Raw genomic sequence first — 14,068 nt, 5'->3', positions numbered from 1 at the left:
CGCGCGACCACCGCAGCCGCAAACACCGCGGGATGCCGATGCAGTGCGTCCTCCACCTCGAGTGAGCTGATGTTCTCACCACCGGAGATGATGATGTCTTTACCGCGATCCTTCACCTTGAGGTAGCCGTCGGGGTGAATCACCGCGAGATCGCCCGAGTGAAACCATCCTCCCTCGAACGCGGCGGCGGTCGCGGTGGGATTCTTGAGGTAACCCTTCATGGTGATGTTGCCGCGAAAGACGATTTCGCCCATCGCCTCGCCATCGTGGGGCACGGGTGCCCTCGTGACGGGGTCCACCACATCCACTGCCTCTTCCACCTGAAAGCGCACGCCCTGCTTGCCGTTGTGCATGGCGCGCTCGCTTTGATCGAGTGATTCCCATTCGGGCTGCTTCACGCAAATGGTGGCGGGTCCGTACACCTCGGTGAGACCATACACGTGCGTGAGCTCCACGCCGCGTCGCTCCATGGCTTCAATCGTCGACGCCGGCGGTGCCGCACCAGCGATGTATCCCTTGAGGCCATGCGGCACGCCCTGCCACTGTTCATCCGGTGCGGCCAGCATGGTGTTGTGCACGATCGGCGCGCCACCGTAGTGCGTAACGCCGTGCTCCTTGATAAGCGCGAAGATGGCTGACGTCTCGACCTTTCGCAAACAGACGTTGGTGCCAGCCAGCGCCGCCATGGCCCAGGTCACGCACCATCCGTTGCAATGAAACATCGGCACGGTCCAGAGATACACGGCGAATCGGGGCATCCCCCACGCCACGATCTCTCCCAGCGCGTTGAGGTACGCACCACGATGATGATACACGACGCCCTTCGGGTCACCGGTAGTACCGCTCGTGTAGTTGAGGGCAATGGCGTCCCATTCGTCGTGTGGTCCGCGCCACGCGTACGCCGGGTCGCCGCCATCGAGGAACGCTTCGTAGTCGATGTCGCTGAGCGGCTCGCCGCCGCCCGTGTACTCCGGATCCACCACGTCGATCACGAGCGGCTTTACGGCGCAGCGCGACAGCGCGTCGGCGACGACGCCGGAGAATTCACGATCGGTGATCAGCACCTTCGCTTCACCGTGATCGAGCATGAACGCAATGGTCGCGGCGTCGAGCCGCACGTTGAGACAATTGAGGACGGCGCCACTCATGGGCACACCGAACTGGCACTCGTACATCTCCGGCGTGTTGAGCAACATCACCGCGACCGTGTCGTTGCGGCCGATGCCGTGCGCAGCAAGTGCCGAGGCCAGGCGGCGGCATCGCGCGTAGGTCTCACGCCAACGGAAGCGACGGGCGCCATGAATGACCGCGGTGCGCTCGGGGCACGCGGTGGCGGCCCAGTCGATCAAGGTGAGCGGCGTGAGGGCGGCAAAGTTGGCCGCATTCCGGTCGAGTCCCGTGTCGTAGGGACTGGGTACGGAGATCGACATGTGCTGGATGCTCGGTGACAGGGGATGGCAAGGCGCCGCGGCACCGCTCAATATGCCGACCTTTGCCAAAGGGCAGCCAGGCGTCCATTGCGACGGCATCGGGTATCACGCCGAATCCCCGTCGTAGCCGAGGATGGCTTCTTCCTTGGCCTTCGTGATCGGACGGCCCATTGAGCTGAGGGAATCGTGGGCCAGATCTCTCGTTCCACCACGCTCGTCGAGCGCCCGCCACATGGCTTCGTTGGTGGACTCGCCGGTCAGCGCGACAACTTCAACCGAGAGTCGCGGTATCAGGTCGTTCATGGAGACCGTCACCCCATTTCACCGAACCATTCGCTCGGCGTGCGCACCGCAGCCATGGGCTCCGCGCGCTCGTGCAATTCGTGGTCCAGCGTGACCAACGTGGCGTTCATCCGCCGCGCCGTCGCGACATACAGCGCATCCGCACCGCGCAGCGCACAGGCGGCGGCGATCTCCGCGGCTTCAGCGGCCATCTCGTGGTCGAGCGCGTGTACGACAAGTCCGGGAACCTCGAGCGTGGCGCGTCCCGCTTCGTTGGCGAGCGCGCGGTTTCGTGTGCGCCGCGCTATCGTGGCACAGACCTCGATGACGAACAGCCCCGGCTGATGCAGCGCGACGCCTCGCTTAAGCAACGACGACACGAGCGACGCACACTCGGCGTGATCGCGCTCCGCGGGCGAGAGCGCCGCGAGCCACACCGACGCATCGAGCGTGACCTTCAACGGCGACCCGCGCGAAGCTGATCGACGAGTGTGGCGTCTGTTCCAGTCGACTCCGCGACGGCCGCGCCCAGCGCCTGCCGGCGATACTTCCAGTCTGCAGTTGTCTGTCCGCTGTTGACCGACTCCGCGGGAACGTCGGCGATACGCCCGTCCACCCATGCCGCGAACAGTGCCGTCGCGACCTCGCGGACCGCGAGACCCTCGAGCGCACTCTTGGACTTCACCCGGCGATACAGGTCGTCCGGCAGGTCGATGCTGGTCTTCATACGAGGCATATAACGGTATTTACCGTTCCCCGCCATCGACCTTCACGTGTAGCTCATTGAACCAGTTCTCCACGTACACAACGCCGCGGCCACCGGCGTTGGCGCGATCGCGAATCATGACGAAGCGCTGCCCATCGGTCGACACGTCGTCCTGCGGCCGGTTACGCGCCCACCGGTACCCCGCCAGCGGAAAGAGTACCTGCGGATTGCCGGGAGTGAACGTTGGGCCAGGCGGCACCGCGACCACGTTCAAACGCCCCCCGCTCTTGAAGAACAACTCGCGCCCATCACGCGACCACCGTGGTTCCGGGCCGCCGCCGCCACGCGAGACCACAGACTTCGCCCGGGCATCCGGAAATGACGTGACGTACAGCTCGACCGAGCCCGATTCATTCGACGAGTACGCCAGCCATTTGCCGTCGGGTGACAACGCGATGTTCAGCAGCGTGCTCTTTGTTTGCGGGACGATCACGGCCAACAGCGTGGTGCCGCCCGTGAGCCGTCACGCGCGAATCGCATAGTTGTTGTCTCCAACTTCATCGGCGCGCACCACCAGCCACTGCCCGTCGCGCGAGACTTCGGACTCCCACAAGCCAAAGGTGTGGCGCTGTAGCAGCTGTGCCTTATCGCTCCCTTCGGCGGCGGCGCGCCGCACGATGACATCGAAGGGGTTCTTATCCACGTCACCGACAGATACGAAGGTGAGCGACTTGCCGTCCGGCATCCATGACGCGCGCCAGTTCACCAGACCGTCCGCAAACACCTTGTGCCGGTTGCCGTTCGCCTCCCGGATCCAGAGGTCCGTAGCCTTGTCGCGAATACTGACGGCGAGAGACTTCCCGTCGGGCGACAACGTTGGATACTCGAACTGCCCGCGCCAGAGCGAGTCGAGCAGAGTAGCCCGTCCATCGCGAGCGACCCACGTGAGGTCGGACAACGCCGCGCTCGGGTCTTCGCTGGAGTAGAGCAGAGCGCCCGACTACGACATCGCGAATCGCATCGGTTCCACGCCATCCACTACCGAGACCGCGCCGCCGCGCAGTGTGAGGGTGTTAAGATCGCATGCCGCCGCGAACAGCCCACCCTCGCGCAGCGTGTAGACAAGGTACCCGGTCGGCGAATACGCCGCGCCCGCAGCCTGCGACACCAACAGTTTCAGACTGTCACTGCGCAGATCGTACACATAGACATCCGACGACAGCGAACAGTTCGCGACGCACCGGGTCAACAGGATGCCCCGTCCGTTCGGCAAAGCCGCCAGTGACGCGGCGTATCCCGTAGCATTCCACCCTGTCAGCGCTGTCGCGACACCCCCCGTCAATAGGCACCCGATTCAACGTCTGCTTGTTCGATAGGTGCGGAACGGTCTGGTCATCCAGCCAGGTCAGGATGCGGTAGGTATCGTGCACGTTGCTGGCGAACGTGATCGACCCTCCACCGTCCACCGGCACTTTCTTCAGCTTTCCGTCGGCGGTCCCATAGGCTATCCAGCGACCGTTTGGCGAGAACGCAGGCGACAGGGCGCCGTCGGTGCCGGCCATGACCGTAGCATCGCGCGCATCCCGAAGCTTTCGCATCAGGATATAGCCACCTGGCGTGGAGTCCACGAACACGATACTGGAGCCATCGGGTCGATGGCGGTTTGCGTGGCGACGGCGCGGAAGCCCGGCGAGAGCGAAGGTTCGAAGGTGTGGTTCCACAAGTGCACCTGCTGACGACTCACGCTCGGCGCACTCGCTGTGGGTCGCGTGAGCCGCACTCCGGTCAACGCAAGCGCCACAGTACCGGCGCCGACCGCGACCCACGTACGTGCGTCACGCCAAAGCGGTCGGGAGGGCATCGGCACGGCCGTCGCCGAGAACATTGCACCGCTCGTGTTACTCAACGCCGTCGCACTCGCAAACCGATCCGCCGGCAATTGGGCCAGCGCCGTACCCACCGCCTGCTCTACGCCCAACGGCACGGTATCGCGCAGCATGTGAATCGGCGTCGGCTTTTCGCTCAACACCTTCGCCGCAATCGCCTGCACGCTGCTGCCGATGAACGGCGCGTCGCCGGCCAGCATTTCGTACAGCACCGCGCCCAGCGCATACACATCACTACGCGAATCGATCGTGCGTTCGCCCATCGCCTGCTCAGGACTCATGTACTGCGGTGTGCCGAGCGAGAGCCCCGTTTGCGTCATGCGCGCGCCGCCGGCGCTTTGCACGGCGAGGGCGATGCCGAAGTCGGCCACCAGCGCGCTGCCATCATGCAGCAGGATGTTCTCGGGCTTGATATCGCGATGGATCACGCCTTGTCGGTGCGCGTAGTCCAGCGCACTGGCCACTTCGCGGGCGATGCGTAGCGCGTCGGCGATCGGGAGCTGGCGTTCGCGTTCGAGCCGCGCACGCAACGTCTCGCCGGTGACCAGCGGCATCACGTAGTACAGTAAGCCGTCGGCGTCGCCGCTGTCCAGCAGCGGCAGAATGTACGGGAGCTGCAGGCGCGCGGTGGTGCGGATCTCGCTCAGAAACCGTTCGCCACCGAGTGCGGCGCCGAGATCGGGATGCAGCACTTTGATCGCGACATCGCGGTCGTGCTTGAGATCATGCGCGAGATACACGGTGGCCATACCGCCGGCACCCAGCTCACGCTCGACGCGATAGCGGTCGGAGAGGGCGGTGGTGAGGCGTTCCACGATAGACATCGGCCGAAGTTACGGGGCGAGCGGTTTCCGGTCGAGGCGGGTTCGCAATGGCCATCCGGGCAACTTCGGATCACCTCGTCAGACTAGTCAGATCATACTGGTCTGACTATATTTTCGTGATGTCTGAAGAAATCTCGCTGTACAACGCCAAGGCGACCCTCTCCGCGCTGGTGCGGCGGGTCCGCGAAGGACGGTCGTACACCATTACGGTGCACGGTCAGCCGGTCGCTGAGTTGCGTCCCTTCGATCCTCCACCGTTGCGCACGCTCACGCTCGCCGAGCGCATTGCGGAATTGGAAGCACAGGGCGTCATCTCCGCGGGGGAGGGGTCGGCACGCGACCTGGCACAATGGCCGATCCATCATCGCGTAAACGGCGCGCTCGAGCGCTTTCTTGACGAGCGCGAATGACCATCGCCTTCGTCGATTCATCCTGCGTGCTGTCCATGCTACTCGATGAAGCGCACGGCGCCCGCATGCAGCGGCAACTCTCCGAATACGATCACCTAATGATCGCGCCGTTACTTGAAGCCGAGGTGTACAGCGCTGCCCATCGTGAGCGGCGTTCGGTCGACCACGATCTGCTTCGGCGATTCCGACCCATCTTCGCCCCGCGCAGTCTCCGTCCGGAGATCGAACGGGTGCTCGTCGCGGGTTACGTGCGCGGTGCCGATTGTTTGCACTTGGCCACGGCGCTCTACCTCGCGCCGGATCCGGGCGAACTCACTTTCCTCACGTTGGACGAGCGACAGCGAGCAGTGGCGGTGCAGCTGGGATTCGCGACCTGATGCCCGGGTCGCCGCCGTTCTGCATCGGAGAATTACGCGGGTCGGCACGGCGCCGCGCACAACCTCGAGGCCGTCGATGCCGTTGAAGTCGTCCGGATTGCACACGTACACCGGCAAGGTATGCGCCAGTGCGGTATTGCGTCGACCGGCGGCATCCGACGCCAGCGTTGCAGCACTGGGCTCCCGCTATGGCGGAGCTCATGTAACTGCGGGGGTCGAACGCGCCATAGTCTCAGGCATGATCTACCGGGGCAAATGCGACGCCACGACGTGCACACTGCACACCCAAGGCCTTGTCGCGGGTCCAGCGTTTGCACCTATCGATCGCCGCCGATACCAGCAGATCGACATCCACGAAGCCGATGCCGCGACGGCCGAGGCTCTGGGCCGCAATGAAATGCATCACTTCGTCGTGCGTCGCCGTGGTGGCCATCGGCAAGTCGCTGAGGAGACGGAGCACCTTGGTGCGTGGTCGCAACGATCCGCACGCCATTTCCCCCACGACGAAGGGGTGCGCGACGACATTCGCGGATTCGAGGAGCACCGCCAGCGTCGCGTCACCGCGTCGCAGGTGGTCGATCCACACGGACATGTCGACGAGAATCACCCGATGGCGCGCGCCGACGCCCGGCGGCGACGTCCCGCGACCAGCTCGGGCTCCGACCCGGCCAACGCGGCGAGGCGGCGCGCGCTTTCGCGGGCGATCAGCGCCTCGAGTCCCGCGCGCACCAGCGCGGTTTTCTCGTCGATGTTCGTGAGACGACGCGCCTCTTCGAGGAAGTGATCGTCGACATTGAGTGTCGTTTTCATCAGTAGCGTCCCAACGTTTTGGGATTCGAGCGGTGTAAGTGGTTGATTGGCTTGGGGAACGGAGTCGTTTGGTCTGGTCTCGACTTGAACGACGAGGCGGTGGTTCGCCGCGCCCCGTCCGTCGGCACGATTCCCATTTCCATCCGTCTGCTGTTCTTCGCGTTTCTTCGCGTTTCTTCGCGTGCTCCGCGAGCTTCGCGTGAACCAGCTGGCTCTCCGATCGCTCCGTGGCAGCCGCCAGCACCGCCGTGCGCGCGAAGTCCGCGAAGATCGCGAAGGCCCGCGAAGAACAGCAACACCGTGAGTGGTGTCCCCACATGTCACGGGTGGAGTGGTGCTTCCCGTCGATCACGCCGCACCGGCGCATCATGTCAGTGGGTGGGGACCAGCGAGCACGCGGTGAAGACGCACCTCTGGATCGCGAAGCAAGGTCTCCAGCTTGACCGGCCACGCGTGTACGACCTGCGACAGATCCTGAGTGTAGCCCTGTTCGCACAAGTTCCGCTCCATCAACTACTTACCTTACCACCATCTCATTCAGACGTTGATTTCGAGCCCATTCCACTCATTCTCCTCTGAAGAACGTTGGGACACTTCTGCGTTTTCATATGTATGAGTATGGACTCTTAAGCCATACGGCGAGGCGCGCGAACACGTCGCTCATCGAGAAACCCCCGGTACACTCGCCAGCCAGATATCACTTCGGGGATCGTTCATCAGACACGCGCCCGTGGGCGCAGCCGTGGCTATCACGACGGACTCGATCCAACACCGTGGCGGGAGCCTCATGGCCAGCGTCTCCGCACCCCCCGCCGACGATTGACGCCAGAGCGTCGGCCCCTGATCTCCGGGCATCCAGCGAGCGAAATAGATTCCGCCGTCTCTCGACCAATTGAGGCGCGCGGGATTGATCGCCATGCCAAAGGCGTTTAATTCGCGCTATTCCCAACGACCGATCGGCGTGACGCCGAGTACGATCTGGCCACCAGTGGAGAGCAGCATGGCCACGTGCGTTTCATCAGGACTGGTCGTGAAACGTATAATGGTGACGGAGTCTAGCGCCTTGATTTCTCGGGCAACGCGACCCGTTGAATCGAAGACGACCAATCCCCTGCCACTCGGGAGCACATCCAGGATCCGGCTTGCGTCGTGCGGCAGTCCACCGTTGACGGTCGGCTGTATTCGGATGTCGATGCGGTGGGAACCGACATCCAGCACGCCCACTTCGGTCACGCTCGCGGTAGCCTTCGCGAACGTGACGTGACGACCATCAGCCGACATGCCGGTTTCGAAGTTCGCCGGTCCCCGCGTGTTGGAGAGCGCCACTTCGCTCGCGGTGTCCGCGCTGATCGACAGCCGGTACAGATTGTCGCCGATCGCGTCGCCTCGCATATAGTAGAGCGCTCGTCCATCGGGCGAAATGGAGGGCGCGCCATACCAGATGGTGCTGCGAGTTCGTTGACGCGCCTCTCGGGCGCCGCTCGCGGAGACATCGAACGTCCAGAGATCCTGAATGGCGTCGCCGCTCACCAGCATCACGCGTCCGGTGGTGCGTGCCACATCGAACTCGCCACGATAGAGCATCTGCAGTCGCGGCATCACGAGCGTGGGCGCCCCCGCGAACCGACCGTTTCGGGCGACCGGTATCAACACCCGTTCGTCGTCCTTCACGGGAGCCGAACGGACGATCAGGATGCCGTCGCCGGCGGGTGTCCAACGAACGGTCGCTCGCCGCCGAGTTGGCATCGAATCGATCGCCGTGCCGTCGCGTCCGATGATGAGGACCAAGGCAGCGACATTCACCGCGAAGAATCGCCCGTTGGGTGACCACGCGATGTCATCGATGACGCCCGACGGCATGGCGATGCTGTCGACGACGGCACCAGTCGCCGTATTCAGAATACAAGCATATGGCGCTTTCGGACGACGCCATCGCCCGGCGATGAACACCACGCTGTCACTGGCCGCGTGGGTGTCGAAGATCCCGACGGTCCCGATCTGCCGAGCCACCCCTCCCAGCCGCGATAATACAAAGGTGCCTTCGCGAAGCGAATCGAGCTGGGCGAGGAAGACCGCCGAGGCGCCGTCATGGGTGAATCGCGGACTCCTGATGTACGGGACTCGGAAAGCAACGTGACCGGTGTGGTGGTTGCGCTGTCCTGAACAATCAGCGACGCGTGGCACGGCAGTGCTTTCGTCGATATCCAAGTCGAGAAACCCAGACTTCCCCGACTGATCGCACGGCGCCTTGACGTAGGCCAGAAAATCGCCGCGCGGCGAGATGGCGGGATAGCCTGCCACGCCGTCGAATGTCACCTGCGTTCGGCTCAAATCGGCCGTTACGGCGTTGTTCGCCGGCAACTTCGGATACAGGACGGCGGCCCCGACGAGTGCACCGATCGTGGCCGCGACACGCCAATCCAGGCGCACTCGCTTGGTGAGGCGCGATGGTGTCTGTGCGTCACTCGGTGCGCGTATGTCGTCGAGCGAGACCAGCGACGCAGCAAACGCCGCCGCCGATCCAGGGTGGTCGGGGGGAGCTTCGCCAAGGCCTTGAGCATCGCGCGCTCGATTGGCCAGGCAACGGTGTCACGCGTGGTACTGATGGGCGCCGGCTTTTCGGTCAACACCTTGGCGACGATCGCCTGCACCGTGGAACCCGTGAACGGCGGGTCATCGGTCAGCATCTCGTACGTCACCGCCCCGAGCGCATAAATGTCACTACGCGCATCGATGGTGCGTTCCCCCATCGCCTGCTCGGGGCTCATGTATTGCGGCGTGCCGAGACTCAGGCCCGTTTGCGTCATACGCTGGCCACCCGCGCTTTGCACCGCCAGCGCGATGCCGAAATCTGCGACGAGCGCGTGCCCGTTCTGCAGCAGGATGTTCTCGGGCTTGATGTCGCGGTGAATCACGCCGAGGCCGTGCGCGTAGCCGAGGGCATCGGCGACTTCGCGCGCGATCAGCAGCACATCGTCGATCGGTAACTGCTTCTCCCGCTCGAGCCGTGCGCGCAGCGTCTCACCGGTCACCAGCGGCATCACGTAGTACAGCAGGCCGTCGGCCTCGCCGCTGTCGAGCAACGGCAAGATATGCGGGTGCTGCAGGAGTGCGGTCGTGCGGATCTCGGTGAGAAAGCGTTCGCCGCCGAGTGCCGCACCAAAGTCCGGAAGCAGCACTTTGATCGCGACATCGCGATCGTGCTTGAGGACGTGCGCAAGGTACACGGTGGCCGTACCACCCTGCCCAAGTTCGCGATCGACGGTGTAGCGGTCGGAGAGCGCCGTCGATAGTCGTCTCAGCGTCGCATCACTCACGGTGGAAACGCCTCATCGACTACGGAAGCTGCCAGTGTGCGCATCTACCGCGGGCGGTCAGAAGCGCGCACAGAAATGTCAGCGCGACTCGTTCGCCGCCTGGCATCTGCCTCGTGGTCCGCATCAAACTCGGCGAGCAATGTGATCAGCGCTCGCGGGTCTACCGGCTTCACCATGTGGTGATCGAACCCGGCTTCGTGTGAACGACGACGGTCTTCGTGCTGTCCCCAACCGGTGACGGCTATGAGCAAGATATCCGCGCCCCACGGCTGCGCACGGATAGCACGGCACACGTCGTACCCGTCCAGCTTCGGCAAGCCAATATCGAGCAAGATCACCTCGGGCCGGAACTGCGCGGCCATGTCGACGCCCGCTTGCCCATCGCTGGCCGTGCGTGTGTCGTTGCCCAGAAGCTTCAACATGTCTGACAGGCTATCCGCCGCATCCATGTTGTCGTCCACCACGAGGATGCGGCGCGACACCCCTACGGGCTGTTCGGTTGCACCGTCCAATGCGTGTGGCTCTGCGGTGGCGATGACCACCGGCAACCGCACGACGAACTCGCTTCCCTTGCCCAGTCCATCGCTCTTGGCCTGCACCGTGCCGCCGTGCATCTCCACTAAACGCTTCACCAGCGTCAGGCCGATGCCTAACCCACCCTGGGCCTTCTCCAACGACTGAACCACCTGCGTAAACATGTCGAAGATGCGGGACAACTGGTCTGCGGCGATGCCGATACCGTTGTCCTTCACCGTGACCATCAGGTCGCTCCCGTCGCGCTCGACGTGCAAGTGAATGTGAGCGTGCTGCTCGCTGTATTTTGCCGCGTTGTTCAACAGGTTTAGAAATACCTGTGCCAGACGCGTCAGGTCGGCATCGATGAAGAGCGGTTCGGTCGGGAGCGTGACGGTGAGTTGGTGGCCCTTTCTCTCGATCAGCGGGCGACTCGACTCCAAGGCACTCTCCAGGACCGTCGCCAATGGCACTCGCTCCTTGCGGAGTTCGAAGTTCCCTCGGCTGATACGGCTCACGTCCATCAGGTCATCGACCAGCCGCACCAACTGCGTCAATTGTCGCTCCATCATGCCGCGGGCTCGTTCGATGGTCGCCATCTCCCCACCCGCCAGCTTCATCAGTTCGAGGCCATTGCGGATCGGGGCCAGCGGGTTGCGGAGTTCGTGCGCCAATGTTGCCAGGAACTCGTCCTTGCGCCGGTCCGCCTCGGATAAGTCGGCGGCCAACTGCCGCAACTGCATCTCCGATGCTTTCCGCTCGGTTACGTCGAGGTTCGTTCCCACCACCCACTCGTTTTCGCCCTGCGAGTTCGCCCGCACGGTTTCAACGGATTCGACGGAGCGCACTACGCCGTTGTCGCGTCGGCGGATGCGGAATTCACGGCGGCTCTGTCCCCCGCGGCGCACGGTCTCCTGCAGGATGCGCTCATTCTCCGGCAGATCCTCCGGCAACACGGCATGGCTCCAGTCGGCGTACGGCACGAAGCCATCCGCCGTAGGCGGGATGCCATAGAGCTGGAACATCTGCGCGTCCCAACGGAGCGCGTCCGTGTGGATGTTTCGCTCCCAGATGCCCACCGCCGTGGCCTCGGTCGCCAGCCGCGTGCGCTCCTCGCTCTCGCGTTGCTTCTCCTGGGCGGCGCGGCGCACCGTGATTTCCACCGCCGATGGAATGAGATGTGTGATGCGCCCTCCCGCATCGCGCAGCGGCGCGACCTGGAAATCGATCCACACCCGCGTATCGCCCGCCATGCGCACGGGCACGTCGTAGCGCACGATCTCGCCGCTGGCCGCACGCTCGTAGGCCTCGCGCAATTGCGCCTGGATTCCCGGGGAATAGCTCCACCAGTGGCAGTCCCAGAACTTTTTCCCGATTACCTCGCTGGCCGGAATACCGGCCGCCTCCAGCGGCGCGAGGTTCGCGTAGGTCAAGGTTCCATCTGCCGTGGTCACGCCGACGAAGATAGCAAGAGTGTGGTCCAACACACGGCGGGTGAATTGATGGCTTTCCCGGAGTTCGTCTTCCGCCTGCTTGCGCGCGGTGATCTCCTCGACGACCGCGCCGAAACCCGATATCTCCCCCGCTCCGTCGCGCACCGGGTACCAGCTTTCACTAAAAAATCGCGGCACGCCGGATGCGGCAGGCGTTTCACCGGAGTACTCGTGATTAAACACGGGCTCGCCCGTCGCCACGATACGGTCCGTCACAACGAGGAGACTATCGACGAGTGCGGGCATGATCTCGGAGACATGACGGCCCAAGTGCGCCTCAGCGGAAACGCCGTTCATCTCTGCGAGGCGTGCATTGATGCGCATGTAGCGCAGATCCCGATCGAGGAAGCAAAAGCCGATCGGCGCCGTGTGGAGAACCGTGTCGAGTAGCGCGCTGGCACGTTGCGCCTCGGCCGTCTCGCGTTTGCGTTCGGTGATGTCTCGTATGACGGCCACCATCCCTGTCGGGCTACCATCGTCGGCACGCGTCAGCGTGACGCTCGACTCCACGTGCAGCTCACGGCCCGCCCGGGTAATGTGAATGTTCTCCCCGCGCCACTCGCCGCGTTGGCGCAGCGCGGTCATGGCCTCGGCTTCATCCTCCGCGCGCAACCAGCGGAATCGATACAGATCGCTGAGCTTGCAGCCGAGCGTCGTTGCCGCATCGAGGCCGTACTGCCGCTCGGCGGCAGCGTTCAGGTAGGTCACTCGCTGTTCGGCATCCACGGCGATGACGGCGTCGCTGACCTGCGCGAGGATCTTGCCGCGTAAGCGATTCGATTCTGCGTCGCGGCCTTGCAGCGTGCAGATCGGCGGGTCATGCGCGACGGCGGCTTCAAACTCGTCGTGATCGTCGGGAGACGGCTCCGCTTTACTCGAGTGGCTCACTCCTTTACCGGTTGCATATCGAGGCCGACGAGCACGCGTTCTTCGTGGGAAAGAGCGCCGATGATCTTCTGGTCGCCTGCGGCAAGCTGAGAATTCTTCGTGAGGTCAATGAACTCCATGCGGTGGGTCCAAGCCGGATGAAGCGCCCCTCGTCGTCCAAACGCCGCTGGAGGCCGTGAGCTGCGGCCTTTGTGATATGCTGGCCTTATCGCAGTCGCGAAGATAGCACAGGGAAATGGATTCAGCGAATCCAGCGCGTTACCAAACATTGCGGAATAAACGCGAGCCGATGGCACTTGCAAGGACGAGTCCGCCGGCCCCGGAACTCAAGTGTGCTGAGTTTGGCACCAGGTTTGCGAAATTTAGCCAAGCCGAACATCTCGAAGTTGTCCAGGTCCTGTCGTTCGACGATGCGTGCTGCGAGGGAATGGGCTTGGCGCGTAGTCACGAGAAAATCCGGCAGGGTTTGGCGGAGCGCCTCTGCGTTCTCTGCGTGCTCTGCGCCTCTGCGTGATCCGTTCCACTGCCCCGTGCGCACCGTACGCCGCCCACGACTCCTCGGGGCCGGCGACGAACAGGCCGTTAAACCGCTCACGCAGAGGACGCGGAGGCGCAGAGAACGCGGAGCAATACGCGAAGAACAGGAATCGGCACCCCTCTGACCGCATGGCTCGAAATGGGAGTCGGTCCACCGAACTCCTCGCCGCGACCGCTCGACGCACTCGATCAGCTTACGGGGCGGTGGATCGATGCGCACGAACGGCAGGCTGATGTCGCACTAACGCGGCCGAGAACTCAGCACTCTCGAGCCTAGTAGTGTCCCGACGTTTTTTAGAGGAGAACGAGTGGAATGGCCTCGGAATCAGCGTCTGAATGACCAGGTTGTGGCGTACGTCGTTGATGGAGCGGGACTTGCTCGAACAGGGCCACACTCAGGAACTGTAGCATTTCGTACACGCGTTGCCGGTCAAGCTGGAGACCTTGCTTCGCGATCCAGAGGTGCGTCTTCTTCGCGGACTTCGGTCGAACTGCGGTGCTTACGGCGGCTGCGGCGCGATCGGAGAGCCAGCTGGTTCGCGCGAAGCTCGCGGAGCACGCAAAGAGATGCGAAGAACAGCAAAATCATGGAAAT

Annotated in this window: 17 protein-coding genes; 2 read left to right on the top strand and 15 right to left on the bottom strand. The window is 63.6% G+C overall.

The genetic code is table 11. From position 1 onward, the window contains the following. The 9 genes from ACESNG_RS11760 to ACESNG_RS11720 form a co-directional block, all read right to left on the bottom strand. A partial coding sequence (locus tag ACESNG_RS11760; RefSeq protein ID WP_373069097.1) for an AMP-binding protein occupies window positions 1-1,430 on the bottom strand: 1,430 nt, incomplete at its 3' end. Window positions 1,431-1,535: 105 nt separating this feature from the next. After that, window positions 1,536-1,733 (bottom strand): hypothetical protein, encoded by a 198-nt coding sequence (locus tag ACESNG_RS11755; protein ID WP_373069095.1) that lies wholly within the window; start codon window positions 1,731-1,733, stop codon window positions 1,536-1,538. An 8-nt stretch (window positions 1,734-1,741) separates the two neighbouring features. Continuing rightward, window positions 1,742-2,173 carry a type II toxin-antitoxin system VapC family toxin gene (locus ACESNG_RS11750; RefSeq protein WP_373059767.1) on the bottom strand — a complete coding sequence of 144 codons (432 nt, stop codon included), beginning with the start codon at window positions 2,171-2,173 and terminating at the stop codon, window positions 1,742-1,744. Further along, window positions 2,170-2,439 (bottom strand): hypothetical protein, encoded by a 270-nt coding sequence (locus ACESNG_RS11745; protein WP_373059765.1) that lies wholly within the window; start codon window positions 2,437-2,439, stop codon window positions 2,170-2,172. The genes ACESNG_RS11750 and ACESNG_RS11745 overlap by 4 nt, the downstream gene beginning before the upstream one ends. Before the next feature lie 19 nt (window positions 2,440-2,458). After that, on the bottom strand, window positions 2,459-2,911 hold the full coding sequence (locus tag ACESNG_RS11740; RefSeq protein WP_373059763.1) for a TolB family protein: 453 nt from the start codon (window positions 2,909-2,911) through the stop codon (window positions 2,459-2,461). Window positions 2,912-2,941: 30 nt separating this feature from the next. After that, complete coding sequence (locus ACESNG_RS11735) at window positions 2,942-3,376, bottom strand: TolB family protein (RefSeq protein WP_373059761.1); 435 nt, start codon at window positions 3,374-3,376, stop codon at window positions 2,942-2,944. A gap of 42 nt (window positions 3,377-3,418) precedes the next feature. Then, window positions 3,419-3,622, bottom strand: a complete 204-nt coding sequence (locus ACESNG_RS11730; protein WP_373069093.1) for a hypothetical protein — start codon at window positions 3,620-3,622, stop codon at window positions 3,419-3,421. Continuing rightward, window positions 3,603-3,980, bottom strand: a complete 378-nt coding sequence (locus ACESNG_RS11725; RefSeq protein ID WP_373069091.1) for a hypothetical protein — start codon at window positions 3,978-3,980, stop codon at window positions 3,603-3,605. The genes ACESNG_RS11730 and ACESNG_RS11725 overlap by 20 nt, the downstream gene beginning before the upstream one ends. 35 nt (window positions 3,981-4,015) lie before the next feature. Beyond that, entirely contained in the window at window positions 4,016-5,128 is a 1,113-nt protein-coding gene (locus ACESNG_RS11720; protein ID WP_373069089.1) for a serine/threonine-protein kinase, read from the bottom strand. A 119-nt stretch (window positions 5,129-5,247) separates the two neighbouring features. On the opposite strand from ACESNG_RS11720, the gene ACESNG_RS11715 reads away from it, so the two are divergent. After that, on the top strand, window positions 5,248-5,538 hold the full coding sequence (locus tag ACESNG_RS11715; RefSeq protein ID WP_373059755.1) for a type II toxin-antitoxin system Phd/YefM family antitoxin: 291 nt from the start codon (window positions 5,248-5,250) through the stop codon (window positions 5,536-5,538). After that, window positions 5,535-5,915, top strand: coding sequence for a PIN domain-containing protein (locus ACESNG_RS11710; protein ID WP_373059753.1), 381 nt, complete (start codon window positions 5,535-5,537; stop codon window positions 5,913-5,915). The genes ACESNG_RS11715 and ACESNG_RS11710 overlap by 4 nt, the downstream gene beginning before the upstream one ends. 232 nt (window positions 5,916-6,147) lie before the next feature. Here the strand turns inward: ACESNG_RS11710 and ACESNG_RS11705 are convergent, their stop codons facing one another. The 6 genes from ACESNG_RS11705 to ACESNG_RS11680 form a co-directional block, all read right to left on the bottom strand. Continuing rightward, window positions 6,148-6,522, bottom strand: coding sequence for a type II toxin-antitoxin system VapC family toxin (locus tag ACESNG_RS11705; RefSeq protein WP_373059751.1), 375 nt, complete (start codon window positions 6,520-6,522; stop codon window positions 6,148-6,150). Further along, window positions 6,519-6,725 carry a type II toxin-antitoxin system VapB family antitoxin gene (locus tag ACESNG_RS11700; RefSeq protein WP_373059749.1) on the bottom strand — a complete coding sequence of 69 codons (207 nt, stop codon included), beginning with the start codon at window positions 6,723-6,725 and terminating at the stop codon, window positions 6,519-6,521. The genes ACESNG_RS11705 and ACESNG_RS11700 overlap by 4 nt, the downstream gene beginning before the upstream one ends. A gap of 939 nt (window positions 6,726-7,664) precedes the next feature. Continuing rightward, a complete protein-coding gene (locus tag ACESNG_RS11695) occupies window positions 7,665-9,155 on the bottom strand; it encodes a hypothetical protein (protein WP_373069087.1) in 1,491 nt (496 codons plus the stop codon). After that, window positions 9,065-10,042, bottom strand: a complete 978-nt coding sequence (locus tag ACESNG_RS11690; RefSeq protein ID WP_373069085.1) for a serine/threonine-protein kinase — start codon at window positions 10,040-10,042, stop codon at window positions 9,065-9,067. The genes ACESNG_RS11695 and ACESNG_RS11690 overlap by 91 nt, the downstream gene beginning before the upstream one ends. Window positions 10,043-10,086: 44 nt before the next feature. Then, entirely contained in the window at window positions 10,087-12,774 is a 2,688-nt protein-coding gene (locus tag ACESNG_RS11685; protein WP_373069099.1) for a PAS domain-containing protein, read from the bottom strand. A gap of 158 nt (window positions 12,775-12,932) precedes the next feature. Beyond that, window positions 12,933-13,055, bottom strand: coding sequence for a hypothetical protein (locus ACESNG_RS11680; RefSeq protein WP_373057763.1), 123 nt, complete (start codon window positions 13,053-13,055; stop codon window positions 12,933-12,935). Window positions 13,056-14,068: the final 1,013 nt, after the last annotated feature.

This window comes from Gemmatimonas sp., from assembly GCF_041689975.1.
Classification (GTDB): Bacteria; Gemmatimonadota; Gemmatimonadetes; order Gemmatimonadales; family Gemmatimonadaceae; genus Gemmatimonas.
Note: the sequence above shows the minus strand (reverse complement) of the source record. Positions and strands in the feature narration are given on the sequence as shown.